The organism is Arthrobacter sp. B0427-1-12, from assembly GCF_059092905.1.
This window is the reverse complement of the sequence record NZ_JBNHIC010000007.1, coordinates 115757-128944: the sequence shown is the minus strand read 5'-3', so window position 1 is coordinate 128944 and position 13188 is coordinate 115757. Positions and strand designations below refer to the sequence as shown.

The window sequence follows — 13188 nt, the reverse complement described above, 5'->3', positions numbered from 1 at the left end:
ACACCGCGAACGCGGCGCATCACAGCCAAATCAACCAAACAAAACATTTGGTATCAACAAACTTGGCACACTATTGAGTTCTCAAACAACAGGCACACCCGGCACCAGGAACAACCCCTCAGGGCCACCCCATCGCTCCGGAGCAACTTTTCAAACTTACCCGCCCCGGACCGTTTCCGCAAATCCGCCCAAACCGGCGAACCGCATCCACCCGGCCCAGACCGGGACCCTCCCCGAACCCCGCAGACACGGCAAAACCGCCGTCTCCCAGGCCCCAGGTAAAGGATTTGCGCCCCGCCTCAGCGGCGGCGACTCAGAAAACAATACACCCCACCCACCCCCCGCGCAAATCCACAACCAACACCCAGTGAACATCTACGGAAAAGGGCCTGCGGAGCGCTGGAAAACTTGGTTCCCGGCGCCCCGCAGGCCCTGATGGTTTTGAGAGTTTCAGCCGTCCACGACAACGGTGGCCAGCGTGCGCTTGCCGCGGCGCATCAGCAGGTACTTTCCATGCAGCAGCTTCGCAGCGTCGACCACAGATTCAGGATCGGTGAACTTCTCGTTGTTCACGTAGGCGCCGCCTTCGGCAATGGTGCGGCGCGCGGCCGAGTTGCTCGGAGACAGGCCGGATGCGACCAGCAGATCGACAATCCCCAGCTTCGCGGCAGGAACTGTTGCCTGCGGAATCTCGGCCGTGGCCGCGGTGAGCGTCGCCTCGTCCAGGACTTCCAGGTCGCCCTGGCCGAACAGGGCCGCGGAGGCGGCAATGACCTTTTCGGTGGCGTCGACACCGTGCACCAGGGAGCTGACGTCGTAGGCGAGGGCACGCTGCGCCTCGCGGGCATGGGGACGCTCCGCCACGGCCTGCTCCAACGCTTCGATTTCGGCACGGGTCTTGAAGGTAAAGACCTTCAGCCGGTCGATGACATCGGCGTCGGCGGTGTTGAGCCAGAACTGGTACATGGCGTAGGGGCTGGTCATGGCAGGATCCAGCCAAATGGCATTGCCTTCGCTCTTGCCGAACTTGGTGCCGTCGGAGTTCGTGATGAGCGGGGTGCCGATGGCATGCACATGTTTTCCCTCGACCTTGCGGATCAGGTCAGTGCCGCTGGTTAGGTTGCCCCATTGGTCGGATCCGCCGGTCTGCAGGATGCAGCCATAGTCCCGGTACAGCTCCAGGTAGTCCATCCCCTGCAGGATCTGGTAGCTGAATTCGGTGTAGCTGATGCCTTCATCGGAATTCAGGCGCGAATTGACCGCGTCCTTCTTCAGCATCGTGCCCACGCGGAAGTGCTTGCCGACCTCGCGCAGGAAGTCGATCGCGCTCAGCGGTGCGGTCCAATCCAGGTTGTTGACCATCCGCAGCGCATTCGCGCCGTCAGTGGAGAGGAAGCGGCTCACCTGTTCCTCCAGGTAGCCGACCCACTCGGCGACGGTCTCCTTGGTGTTGAGCGTACGCTCGGCAGTGGGCCGCGGATCACCGATCAGGCCGGTGGAGCCGCCCACCAGCCCGATGGGCTTGTGACCTGCCAGTTGCAGGCGGCGCATGGTGAGCAGCTGCACCAGATTGCCAAGGTGCAGGCTAGGGGCCGTCGGATCAAAACCGCAATAATACGTGATCGGTTCCCCGGCAAGGAGCTTCTCCAGTTCAGTCTCATCGGTGGAGACATGAACCAGTCCTCGCCACTGCAGTTCCTGCCAGATGTTGGCGAAACCCGGGTCGTTGCGTTGGGCCTCAAGGGCCGGGGAACCTAACTCAGTATTCTGTGACACGCCTTCTAAATTATCATTACCGCCGCGGGCAGCACCGCCGGTGCTGCCGTCACTCTACGATGCCGGCCGGGATCGGGCCCCCCGCAATCAGCCGCAGCCGCTGCGTAGGACGGGTCATTGCCACGTACAGGTCCCCGACCTTGCCGCCGGCGCCCTCGAGCAGTTCGGACGGCTCGATGATGACGACCCCGTCGAACTCCAGGCCCTTGGCCTCCTTGGGAGTGGTCACCACGATGTCCACCTCGAAACCGCCGGCTCCGCTGCCCACGCGGCTGCCGTACTCGGCCGCCACGGCCTTCCGTACCTCGGGCAGCCGTCCGTCGGCGACAATCACGGCCAGCAGGCCGCCGTCGACCGCTTCCAGTTCCTCCGGCAGCGCGCGCAGCAGAGCCGGAACGGAACCGCCAGGTTCGACCGAATCCACGATCGGCTCCCAGCGCCCCTCCCGCACCGCCTTCGGTGCAGATACGACAAGCCCGGCCGCGGTGGCCATCCGGGCTGCAGCCTCGGTAATCTGCGCCGGCGTGCGGTAGTTGACGGTGAGTTCCTCAAGGCGCCAGCGGTCATCGGCGAACGGCTCAAGGGCTCGCTGCCAGGACAGCGCGCCTGCGGCGGCGCTGGTCTGGGCGATATCCCCGACAACGGTGAAGGACTTGACCGGGCAGCGCCGCATGAGCAGGCGCCACTGCATCGCGGAAAGCTCCTGGGCTTCATCCACCACAATGTGCCCGAAGGCCCAGGTGCGGTCCGCCGCAGCGCGTTCAGCCGCAGTCAGGCGCTGTTCTGCCACGGCATTGAAGTCGGCCAGCTCCTCGGCGCTCAGGGTGCCGTCCACACCGACGTCCGCCAGCGACTCGTTGACGTTTTCCAGCGCACGTTCGGCATTGGCCAGATCGCGCTTGCGTTCCTGTTCCTGCGCTGCCTGGTCCCGTCCGGCGGAAGCATCGAGTTCGCCGAGCAGTTCGGCGGCCTCGTCCAGCAGCGGCACATCGGCTTCGGTCCACGGGGCCTCGGGAGCGCGCAGCAGCAGTTCCCGCTCGGCAGCGGTAAGCCGGCCGGCGGCTGCCTCCAGATGCGCGGGCTTGGCGAACAGGTCAGCAATGAGCTTCTCCGGTGTCAGCGGCATCCAGCACAGATTCAGCGCAATCCGCACATCCCGGGAGGTGCGCACGTCCTCCGACAGGTAAGCCCTGTCAGTGGTATTGCCGCCGCCCGACGAGGCCTCCAGCTTTTCGGCCAGCTGGTCCGCCAGCTCACGCAGCAGGATCTTGACAAACGTCACCCGTGCTTCGTTGTGCGGCTTGCCGGTGGCACGGGCCTTATCCCGGGCCCGCCGCACCTGCTTAGGCGTGAGCACCAGGGTGGTGCCTTCCACATTCAGCTTGCGGGGTTCGGCGGGGATGCGCTGGCGGTTGGCGACGGCGTTGGCTACTACCTCGGCCATGTAGATCCGGCCCTTGAGCTCCGCTATCCGGTCATCCCGTTCCGGTACCGCATGGATGCCCGGCATCAGGCGCCCCAGGCTGGTCATGACGACGCCGGTTTCACCCAGCGACGGCAGCACACGTTCGATGTACTTCATGAAGGAATTGGAGGGGCCAACCAGCAGCACACCGGCGGACTTCAGCCGTTCACGGTGGGTGTAGAGAAGGTAGGCGGCGCGGTGCAGCGCCACAGCCGTCTTGCCCGTGCCGGGACCGCCCTGGACCACCAGCACTCCGGACAGTCCGGACCGGATGATACGGTCCTGCTCGGCCTGGATAGTGCCGACGATGTCGGACATCTGTCCGGTCCGCTTCGAGTTGAGCGCCGCCAGCAGCGCGCCTTCGCCCTGGAGGTTGCTGTCGCCGTCGAGCATGGATATATCCAGCACATCGTCCTCGATGGCTTTCACATCCCGTCCCTGCAGGATCAGATGCCGACGCCGGCGCACCCCCTGCCGCTCGAAAGCGGTCGCCTGGTAGAAAGTGCCGGCTTCGGGCGCCCGCCAGTCCACCATCAGGCGCTGCAGGTCCGCTGTGGACAGGCCGATGCGGCCGATGTAGCGGGTCTCGCCGCTGTCCAGGTCCAGCCGCCCGAACACCAGCCGCTCATCGACGGCATTCAGCTGGGCCAGCCTGTCCTCATACATGGTGGCGAAGGCATCGCGCTCGGACCGGTTCTGGTGTGAACCGGTGGAACCACTGCGCCGGACCTGCGCCAACTGTTGCCGCTTCTCCTCGCGCAGCTCATCGAGGCGGTGGTATAAGCCGGCCACGTAGGCGCGCTCGTGTTCCAGTTCGGTGCGGGCCGATTCCGAATCGTGCATGACGTTCCCTTCCACAAAAGGCGGACCGTCCATTCTACAGCGATTTTCCGCGGACTGCGCGGACACCCCCACATCCCGGATATCGTCGTCGTTGACTCGCTGCCGGCTCGATTCAAGATCAAGACTCATGCTCTTCCCCTCTCTGGCACGCATCCACAGTACTAGCTCGAAGCGTCCAGATTCCGCGGATTTCGTTACCCCGCGGCCACCGCTTGTTTACCTCAGGGGGCTTCTGCGGTGCGGCGTCTGCTGCTACGCACGGCGGCCGGGCGGTACCGGGAAACGGTGGGATGCCCGGTGATCCAGAACCGCCAGGGATAGGCGGCCGTTCCGCCCGCGCCGCTGACGCCGACGCGCGGACCGGTGGAGACGCGGTCCGCGTGCAGCGGTTCGGCCGGCAGGTCCAGCCGGAACGGCGCCGCGAAGACGTCGGCGCCGTCGCAGCTGCGGTCGATGCCCAATGACTGCGCAAGGCGTGCGGGACCCTGGGCCAGGTCGTGATCCTTACGGGAGGACGGACGACGACGGCGGGCGGCTTCCAGCCCGCCGATCACTTCCCCGGCGCGCAGCAGGCAGCCCGTGGCTTGGCCTTCAACGCCGCAGACGATGTTGGCGCAGTAGTGCATGCCGTAGGTGAAGTAAACGTAGAGATGGCCGGCGGGGCCGAACATGGTCGCGTTGCGCGGGGTTCGCCCCCGGAAACTGTGCGAACCCGGATCCGGGGCATCGGAATCGTGGGGTCCAAGGTAGGCCTCCACCTCAGTGATGCGGATGCTGACGGCACCGTGGCTGTCGTGGGTCGAGCCGTCGTGCGTTATGACTGCTCCCAACAACAGCGGAGCGACTTCAACGGCCGAACCGGTCAGGAGATGACGCGAACTGCTTCCCATGGACCGACATTACCAATACCCGCACCAGCCCTGCGGCCAGCCCGCGGCGGCTTTCGAGCCGCCACGGGCCGCCCGTCGGCGCAATCCGGCCTAGGCTGCCGGGGACTGCTCCATGCGGGTGTAGAACTGCCGCAAGGCCTCGAACCGGCCATCGGACCAGTGCCACTCGAGGCCCGCCAGCACGGCAGTGAGCGCATCCAGATGCTGGTGCCAGCCGGCCAGGAGCACCGGCTGGCGGGCTTCGGCCCGTAGCACCTGGGTAAGTCTCAGCATCGTCTTGCTTCCCGAGGGGTCGCCGGCCGGTTCCAGGTTCCAGTGGACAGTGCTCTCCGGCGCGTCGGCACTGCTCCAGCTGTATTCAAGCGCCCGCGGCGCCTCGACATAACCAATGTCGCCGCGGGCGGGGTGGGGTTCAAGTCCGACGGCGATGCTTCCGCCGGCCTGCAGCTGCAGCTCGGTGGGTGCCAGCCAGCGCGCGAGGCGGCGAGGTTCGGTCAGCGCATCCCAGACATCCTGAGGCGGAACATTCAGGAGACGGTCGAAGCGAACCGCCGGATGCCCGGAGACGGACTCCATCATTCCCATGGAGTGCGAAACGGAAAACTCCTGCGAATAAGCGTCGCGGAGCCGGATCCAGTCCGCGTTGGTCCAGTCCGGATTCTGCCCAGCCGCCGCCCGCTCCAAGGCTGCCAGCGCTGTCTGCCAGCCCGCGGCGCCCTCGGTGAGGAAGTCGGCTGTTTCCGAGAACGAGCGGAACTGCAGCAGGGTGCCGCCGTCCGATTCAAGGACCCGCCATTCGAGCACAGACTCGTGCCCCAGCGGGTCCTCCCAGCTGATCTGCAGGCTGGTCGGCCACTTCAGCTGCAGCACAGTTCCCGTGTGGACCCCGCCGCCCATGTCCAGCGTGAATTCCTTGCCCTGTTCCCACCCCGGGGTCAGAACTCCGAACCAGGCGGCGACACGGGCCGGCTCGGTCAGCAGGCTCCAGATGTAGGAACGCGGATAGTCGAGCTGCTGATCGAAGGCCAGGACGTAACCGTCGCCGGTGCGCTCGATGCGCCCCGCAGGACGCACGGGCCGCTCCGTGTGCGTGCTGTGATGATTGGCACTCATCGCCGCCTCCAGGGCTGGATCCGGGTTCTGAAGCTGGTTGTCTCTGCTGATGAAAACCTATCGCACCCCCGGGCGTTACTAAAGGGCGGTGCCGCCGAAGATGAAGGTTCCTTCATCTACCCCTCATTAATTCATCACTTTGGGCAGGCATGCTGGATACATGCCCATGACGAACCGAATTCTGACTGCCGCGGCGGCGTTGGCCGTGCCGTTGCTGCTCGCGGTGGCCAGCCAGGCACTCAGCCAACCTGCCGGCGCTCCGGAGGTCGGCGAAGAGCTCATTGTCGTAACGGTTGAGCCAACTGCGCAGGAAACCCTGCCGCATGGGCAGCCGGAGCAGCGCGCAGCCCCGCCTGCTGAACCGGAGCCGGCTCCGGCCGCACCGGAAGCACCCACTGCACCGGCACCGCAGCCAGCCGCGCCGGCACCCGCTCCACCTGCACCGGCTCCGCCAGCACCCGCCCCTGCGCCGGTCGCGCCGGTGGCACCGGTGGCACCGCCGGTGGTCGGCGACGATTTCGATGACGATTTCGACGACGATGCTGCTGCTGACGGAGACGATGACTAGTGGCAGCAACGGCGAAACCCCTCGTCCAGAGCGACCGGTTTCTGCTCGGTTCACCGGTTCCGGCCCGCTGGCGGATCCTCGGCTGGATCGTGCTGACCACTGCCCTCGTGCTGCTGGCTGTGCTGGTCACGGTGCGGTCCCTGCTGGTTGCTGAAGTCGACCGCGATGCCAATGCCGCCGTCGTCCAGGAAATCCAGGAGTTCAGTACCTTCGCCCGCGAGGGTGTGGATCCCGAGACCGCACGGCCATACACATCGGTCGTCGCACTGCTGGAACGTTACCTGGCGCGGCAGAATTCCGCCGAAGGCGAGGTCCTGATCGGCATCACGGACACCGCGGTCCGCTATCAGGACCGCGCCGGCGAAGCCAATCATCCGGCCCCCTACGATCTGCATGCCGACACCGAGCTGATCCAGCAACTGCGCACCAGCGACGCGGTGTCCGGGGTCGTCGAAACCGACGGCGGAACGATGCGGTGGGGCAAGGCCGAAGTCGAGGCGGGCAGTGAGCGCGGAGCCCTGATTGCTGCGGAATTCACCCGCCAGGCCCATGCCGACGTTCAGCACACGGTAACGGTCATCTTCTTCGTGGCGCTCGGAGGACTGCTCCTGACCGCCGGCATCGCCTGGCTTGTCGCCGGACAGATCCTGCGGCCGATCCGGGACGTACGCCGGGTGGCTGCGGAAATCAGTGAGAACGACCTCACGGCGCGGGTCCCCGTCCAGGGCCGGGACGACGTTGCGGTCCTCGCCCAGACTTTCAACGACATGCTGGACCGGCTGGAACAGGCCTACACCACGCAGCGACGCTTCGTCGACGACGCGAGCCACGAACTGCGCACCCCGATCACGGTCATCCGCGGACACCTCGAACTGCTCAGCGACGACCCGGCTGAACGGGCTGCCACCCTGCGGCTGGTCAACGACGAGCTGTCCCGCATGGGCCGCATCGTTTCCGACCTGCTGCTGCTGGCGAAGGCGGAACGGGCGGACTTCGTCCAGCCGAGGCCGGTCGATACGGCGTCCCTGACCTTGGATATCGAGGCCAAGATCCAGGCTCTGGGAGACCGCCGATGGCTGCTGATGGAGGTCGCCGAGGGACAGGTATCGCTGGACAGCCAGCGCGTTACGCAGGCCATGCTGCAGCTGGCGGCGAATGCGGTGCAGTATTCGCCGGAAGACTCGACCATCCAGCTAGGTTCCGCCTTCGAAGGCCTCGGCACGGACCGCAGAGTCAGCTTCTGGATCCGTGACTTCGGCCCCGGCGTCGCGCCGGACGAGGCGGCCACGATCTTCGAACGCTTCAAGCACGGCTCGGCCAATGCCATGCCGGCGGACCGCCTGCGGGCGAAGGGCCCGCGCGGCGGCGCCGGACTGGGCCTGTCCATTGTCCGAGCGATTGCCGACGCACATGATGGTTCGGCCTGGCTGCGCAGCGTTCCGGGCGAGGGCGCCACCTTCGGCCTGCTGCTGCCGGCACCGGAACCGGAGTCACCGGACCGGCCGGTAACGGAATCGGAGGCACTGAACGCGGAAACCGCTGCGGCGGGCATGGCAGAAGCGCCGGCCTCCGGCAGAGCGCTACCGGAAAACATCAAACTGCTGCAGAGAGTGGGAGTGGACGAATGAGCCGGATTCTGATTGCCGAAGACGACCGGGGCATCGCGTCCTTCGTCGAGAAGGGCCTGCGGGCGGCGGGCTACACCACCACCCTGGCCACCGACGGCGAAACGGCGCTGCTGCTGGCGCGGCCAGGCGCCTTCGACATGATCGTGCTCGACATCGGCCTGCCACTGCTGGACGGCTTCCAGGTCCTGGCCCAGCTCCGCGGCGAGGGCGTGCGCACTCCGGTGGTGGTGCTGACCGCCCGGGACAGCGTCAACGACACGGTAGCCGGCCTCGAAGGCGGCGCCAACGATTACGTGACCAAGCCCTTCCAGTTCGCGGAGCTGCTGGCCCGCATCCGGCTCCGGCTCAACGATGACGTTCCGGCAGCTCCCTCCGCAGTCCTGCAGCATGGGGACCTGTTCCTGGATCTGCGCAGCCGCCGCGCCCACATCGGCGACGACGTTGCGGACCTGACCTCTCGCGAGTTCGCGATGCTGGAAGTCTTCCTGCGCCATCCGGGGCAGGTCCTCTCCCGCGAGCAACTGCTGGGTCACGTCTGGGGCTTCGATTTCGATCCGGCCTCCAATGTCGTCGATGTCTACATCCGGGCGCTGCGCGCAAAGCTCGGTGCCGGCCGGCTGGAAACCATCCGGGGAGCGGGGTACCGGCTGACATGAGCCAGACCTACTATGCCACCACACCGCCGGAACGGGCACCGCAGATCGACGGCGGTGCGGGTGGCTTCCACTGGCGTACCCGGAATCTGCCGCTGGGCCGGTCCGGCATCGCCCGCCTCGGCGCCGCGGCTGCGGGCCTGCTCATTGCCGCCGCCGTCATCATCGCCGCCAACCAGCCGGGCAGTTCCCTGACCGCCCAGGGCGCCCTGACCCTCATGGTCTTCGTGCTGGCCGTCTGGCTCTGGATCTTCACCCGCATCGACGACACCTATGTGGCTCTGGGGGCGGCGACCCTGCTGGTGCTGACCGGCACCCTGCCAACGTCGGACCTGTTCTCCATGCTCGGCGAGGAAACCGTCTGGCTGCTGCTGGCTGCGTTCGTCATTGCCGCCGCGGTCAGCGCCTCCGGCCTGACCACCCGCGGCGCGGCCTACATCATCACCGGCGCCCGCACGCCCCGCCAGCTGGCGCACCTGACCACCCTGGCCCTGATGGTGACCACCTTCGCGGTGCCGTCCACCTCCGGACGGGCGGCGCTGGCGCTGCCGGTGTTCCTGGCCCTGCGGACGGCACTCGGTGAGCACAGCCGCCTGGTCAAAGCGCTGGCGGTGCTGTTCCCCTCCGTCATCCTGCTCTCCGCCGTCAGTTCCTTCCTCGGCGCCGGGGCGCACCTGATCACCAGCGAGATCCTCCGGACGGCGACCGGCCAGGGCTTCGATTTCGCCGGCTGGCTGCTGTACGGGCTGCCGCTGGCGCTGGTGGCTTCCCACCTGGGCGCCGAAATCGTCCTGTGGATGTTCACGGACAGGCCGGACCGGCGGCAGGTCCTTGAGGTTGCGCCCGCGGAACTGGAGGGCCATGCCGGCACACCGGTCACCGGTCCGCTGACGCTGGCAGAGTCCCGTGCCGCGCTGCTGCTGGTGGCGGTGATCGTCCTGTGGTGCACGGAGCCTCTGCACGGCCTGCACCCGGCGCTGGTGGCGCTGATCGGTGCCCTCGTGGCCGCCTCCCCCAGCTACGGGTCGGTCAAGCTGGGCAAGGCCCTGAAGTCCGTTCCCTGGTCCCTGCTGCTCTTCATGGCGGCGACGCTGGCCCTGGGGTCCGCGCTGATCAGCACCGGCGCCGCGGCCTGGCTGGCCGGCGGCCTGCTGGCCCCCATCCAGGCGCTCGGTACAACCGCGGGACCGCTGTTCGTGGTGCTGGTGGTGGTGGTATCCACACTGGCCCATCTGGTGATCCAATCCCGTTCCGCCCGGTCGGCGGTGCTGATCCCGATCGTCGTCGCGCTGGCACCGGTGGTGGGCGTCGATCCGCTGGGAGCCGCCTTCGCCTCCACGGCAGCCGCCGGTTTCTGCCACACCCTCACCAGCTCCGCCAAGCCGGTGGCGCTGTTCGCCAGAATCGACGACGTCGAAACCTACCAGCCGGCCGACCTGCTGCGGCTCTCCGCCATGCTCGCCCCGGTGAGTGCCGCCGTCGTCCTTGTCTTCAGTTTCGCCATCTGGCCCCTCATGGGCCTGCCCATCTTCCAGTAGAAGGAGCTACGCCATGACAGTCCCCCAGCGCATCCTGATCGCCCCCAGCGGTTTCAAGGAAAGCCTCGACGCCGAGACCGTCGCACGGTCCATCGCCGCCGGTGTGCGGCGGGTGCTGCCCGGCGTCCAGGTCACTGCCGTGCCCATTGCCGACGGCGGTGAAGGTACCGCAGCCACGCTCGCCGTCGCCGCCGGTGGCTCAATCGTTTCGGTGCAGGTGACCGGACCGGTCGGCAAGCCGGTGGAATCCCACTATGCGCGGCTTGGCGGAATCGCAGCCGGGACCGCCGTCGTCGAAATGGCCGCAGCAGCCGGGCTGCGGCTGGTACCCCGCGGCCAGCGCAACCCGGGTGCCACCACCACTTACGGTGTGGGCGAACTGATCCGGGCAGCGCTCGACGACGGCTGCCGGACCATCCTGGTGGGATGCGGTGATTCGGGCACCAGCGACGGCGGTGCCGGCGCCCTGCAGGCGCTCGGCGCCCGGATCCTGGACCGGAAGGGACGCGAAATTCCCTTTGGCGGCACCGCCCTGGCGCAGGCTGACCGGCTGGAGCTGGAGGGACTGCATCCGGCCCTGGCCGAGGCCACGATCGTCCTGGCCTGCAACCAGCACAACGTGCTGTGCGGCAGGAAGGGCGTCGCCCGGGTCTTCGGACCGCAGAAGGGAGCGTCGCCGGAGCAGGTGGAGGAGCTGGCGGTGGCTTTGAAGAAGTGGTCCAGGATCCTGGAGCGCGACGCCCTGCCCTGCGCCGACGGCATGGACTTCCGCGCCGGTCCCGGGACCGGTGCCTCCGGCGGGCTGGGGGCCGGGCTGGCCGCAGTCGGTGCCCGGCTGGTGCCGCGGTTCGAAGCACTGATCGACAGCGGCCTGGCCGGGATCGATCTGGACGCGATGATCCGGCAGGCGGACCTGGTGATCACCGCCGAGGGCGCCATCGACTTCCAGACGCCCAAGGGCAAGGTACCGGCGGAAGTCGCGCGCCGGGCGCAGCTGGCCGGTGTGCCCGTGCTGGCGATGGCCGGCTCCATCGGCCACGGCGCACCGCAGGTCCACGATGCCGGGATCGATGCCATGGCCTCGATCATCCCGATCCCGATGAAGCTGGCGGACGCGGTGGCCAACGGCGAGCAGCTGCTCATCGATGCCACCGAGCGGACCATGCGGCTGCTCATGCTCGGTGCGGCGGTGTCCGCCGGCACCGAAAACCGGCGGGCGGCCGCGCGGGCTGCGGCTTAATCCGAAGCCCGCACGGCCTGACGGGGCGTCAGCCGGCGAAGGCGCGCGCGGCGTCCAGTTCCGTCTTCAGCGCCTGGAGCTGCTTTTCGACGGCGGACGGCGCGGTGCCGCCCTGCGAGCTGCGGCTGTTCAGCGAGCCTTCGACAGTCAGCACTTCCCGGACCGCCGGGGTCAGGTGCGCCGAAATACCCGCGTAGTCTGCATCGCTGAGGTCCCACAGCTCGACGCCGCGGCTTTCGGCCAGCTTGACGGCGGCACCGGAGAGCTCGTGCGCCTCACGGAACGGCACGCCCTGGCGGACCAGCCATTCGGCGATGTCCGTGGCCAGCGCGAAGCCCTGCGGCGCCAGCGACTCCAGCCGTTCGGTGTTGAAGGTCAGGGTCGCGATCATGCCGGATACGGCCGGGAGCAGCAGTTCCAGCGTATCGGCGGCATCGAAGACCGGCTCCTTGTCCTCCTGGAGGTCACGGTTGTAGGCCAGCGGCAGGCCCTTGAGCGTGGCCAGCAAGCCGGTGAGGTCGCCGATCAGGCGGCCGGCCTTGCCGCGGGCCAGCTCGGCCACGTCCGGATTCTTCTTCTGCGGCATGATCGACGAACCGGTCGAGTAGGCATCATCCAGCGTCACGAAGGAGAACTCCTTGGTGGCCCAAAAGATCACTTCCTCGCTGATCCGGGACAGGTCCACCCCGATCATCGAGGCCACCCAGGCAAACTCGGCGAAGACATCGCGGGAGGCGGTGCCGTCGATCGAGTTGTGCACCGCGGAATCGAAACCGAGGTCCTCGGCCACCGCCACCGGATCCAGGCCCAGCGAAGAGCCGGCCAGCGCCCCGGAACCGTAAGGCGAGACCGCGGCCCGCTTGTCCCAGTCCTGCAGCCGCTGCACGTCGCGCAGCAGCGCCCAGGCATGGGCCAGCAGGTGGTGGCTCAGCAGCACCGGCTGGGCATGCTGCAGGTGGGTGCGGCCGGGCATGGCAACGCCGAAGTGCCGCTCGGCCTGGCCCACCAGGGCATCCACCGTGTCCACGACGCCCCGGGCGACGATCCGGGCATGGTCGCGCAGGTACATTCGGCCCAGGGTGGCGATCTGGTCGTTGCGGGAGCGTCCCGCGCGCAGCTTGCCGCCCAGTTGGGCGCCCGCCCGTTCGATCAGCCCGCGTTCCAGGGAACCGTGCACGTCCTCGTCGGATTCGGCGGCGACGTAGGCGCCGGAGCGCACGTCGGCCTCCAGCCGGCCCAGGGCCTCGAGCATGCCGTCCAGTTCGCCGTCGTCGAGCAGGCCCGCCTTGTGGAGCACGCGCGCGTGGGCCTTCGAGCCGGCGATGTCATAGAGTGCCAGCCGCCAGTCGAAATCGGTGGACTTGCTCAGCGCCGCGAGGGCGTCCGCGGGGCCGCCGGCGAACCGGCCGCCCCACAGCGCTCCCACATTCGTTCCGTGGGCATTCGTTCCGTGCGTTTCGGCAGCCTCAGCCAC

At 67.6% G+C, this 13188-nt stretch carries 10 protein-coding genes; 5 read left to right on the top strand and 5 right to left on the bottom strand.

What is annotated here, in order from left to right:
• Positions 1-450: 450 nt before the first annotated feature.
• The 4 genes from tyrS to AC5RWU_RS07400 all read right to left on the bottom strand — a co-directional run bounded on the left by tyrS (position 451) and on the right by AC5RWU_RS07400 (position 6087).
• Positions 451-1776 (bottom strand): tyrosine--tRNA ligase, encoded by a 1326-nt coding sequence (gene tyrS / locus AC5RWU_RS07415; protein WP_494028691.1) that lies wholly within the window; start codon positions 1774-1776, stop codon positions 451-453.
• A 49-nt stretch (positions 1777-1825) separates the two neighbouring features.
• The gene (locus AC5RWU_RS07410; RefSeq protein WP_494028893.1) at positions 1826-4084 is read right to left on the bottom strand and encodes a HelD family protein; all 2259 of its coding nucleotides are present in this window, start codon (positions 4082-4084) and stop codon (positions 1826-1828) included.
• A gap of 221 nt (positions 4085-4305) precedes the next feature.
• Positions 4306-4974: a DNA-3-methyladenine glycosylase gene (locus tag AC5RWU_RS07405; RefSeq protein ID WP_494028692.1), complete on the bottom strand. Its 669-nt coding sequence runs from the start codon at positions 4972-4974 to the stop codon at positions 4306-4308.
• 90 nt (positions 4975-5064) lie between these two features.
• Positions 5065-6087, bottom strand: coding sequence for an SRPBCC domain-containing protein (locus AC5RWU_RS07400; RefSeq protein ID WP_494028693.1), 1023 nt, complete (start codon positions 6085-6087; stop codon positions 5065-5067).
• 166 nt (positions 6088-6253) lie between these two features.
• Here AC5RWU_RS07400 and AC5RWU_RS07395 point away from each other — a divergent pair, with 166 nt between their 5' ends.
• Genes AC5RWU_RS07395 through AC5RWU_RS07375 form a run of 5 tightly spaced genes read left to right on the top strand, consistent with a single transcriptional unit; the run spans position 6254 to position 11714 of the window.
• Positions 6254-6655 carry a hypothetical protein gene (locus tag AC5RWU_RS07395; RefSeq protein WP_494028694.1) on the top strand — a complete coding sequence of 134 codons (402 nt, stop codon included), beginning with the start codon at positions 6254-6256 and terminating at the stop codon, positions 6653-6655.
• Positions 6655-8283 carry a sensor histidine kinase gene (locus AC5RWU_RS07390; protein WP_494028695.1) on the top strand — a complete coding sequence of 543 codons (1629 nt, stop codon included), beginning with the start codon at positions 6655-6657 and terminating at the stop codon, positions 8281-8283. The genes AC5RWU_RS07395 and AC5RWU_RS07390 overlap by 1 nt, the downstream gene beginning before the upstream one ends.
• Entirely contained in the window at positions 8280-8939 is a 660-nt protein-coding gene (locus AC5RWU_RS07385; RefSeq protein WP_494028696.1) for a response regulator transcription factor, read from the top strand. Before AC5RWU_RS07390 ends, AC5RWU_RS07385 begins: the two co-directional genes overlap by 4 nt.
• Positions 8936-10474: an SLC13 family permease gene (locus AC5RWU_RS07380; RefSeq protein ID WP_494028697.1), complete on the top strand. Its 1539-nt coding sequence runs from the start codon at positions 8936-8938 to the stop codon at positions 10472-10474. The genes AC5RWU_RS07385 and AC5RWU_RS07380 overlap by 4 nt, the downstream gene beginning before the upstream one ends.
• 13 nt (positions 10475-10487) lie before the next feature.
• On the top strand, positions 10488-11714 hold the full coding sequence (locus tag AC5RWU_RS07375) for a glycerate kinase family protein (protein ID WP_494028698.1): 1227 nt from the start codon (positions 10488-10490) through the stop codon (positions 11712-11714).
• A gap of 28 nt (positions 11715-11742) precedes the next feature.
• On the opposite strand, the gene argH is transcribed toward AC5RWU_RS07375, so the two are convergent.
• Positions 11743-13188: an argininosuccinate lyase gene (gene argH / locus AC5RWU_RS07370; protein WP_494028699.1), complete on the bottom strand. Its 1446-nt coding sequence runs from the start codon at positions 13186-13188 to the stop codon at positions 11743-11745.

Bases quoted from the DNA above. Each gene is read 5' to 3' on its own strand.
- AC5RWU_RS07410 (WP_494028893.1), bottom strand. From the start codon at position 4,084: ATGCACGATTCGGAATCGGCCCGCACCGAACTGGAACACGAGCGCGCC.
- AC5RWU_RS07405 (WP_494028692.1), bottom strand. From the start codon at position 4,974: ATGGGAAGCAGTTCGCGTCATCTCCTGACCGGTTCGGCCGTTGAAGTC.
- AC5RWU_RS07400 (WP_494028693.1), bottom strand. From the start codon at position 6,087: ATGAGTGCCAATCATCACAGCACGCACACGGAGCGGCCCGTGCGTCCT.
- AC5RWU_RS07395 (WP_494028694.1), top strand. From the start codon at position 6,254: ATGACGAACCGAATTCTGACTGCCGCGGCGGCGTTGGCCGTGCCGTTG.
- AC5RWU_RS07385 (WP_494028696.1), top strand. From the start codon at position 8,280: ATGAGCCGGATTCTGATTGCCGAAGACGACCGGGGCATCGCGTCCTTC.
- AC5RWU_RS07380 (WP_494028697.1), top strand. From the start codon at position 8,936: ATGAGCCAGACCTACTATGCCACCACACCGCCGGAACGGGCACCGCAG.
- AC5RWU_RS07375 (WP_494028698.1), top strand. From the start codon at position 10,488: ATGACAGTCCCCCAGCGCATCCTGATCGCCCCCAGCGGTTTCAAGGAA.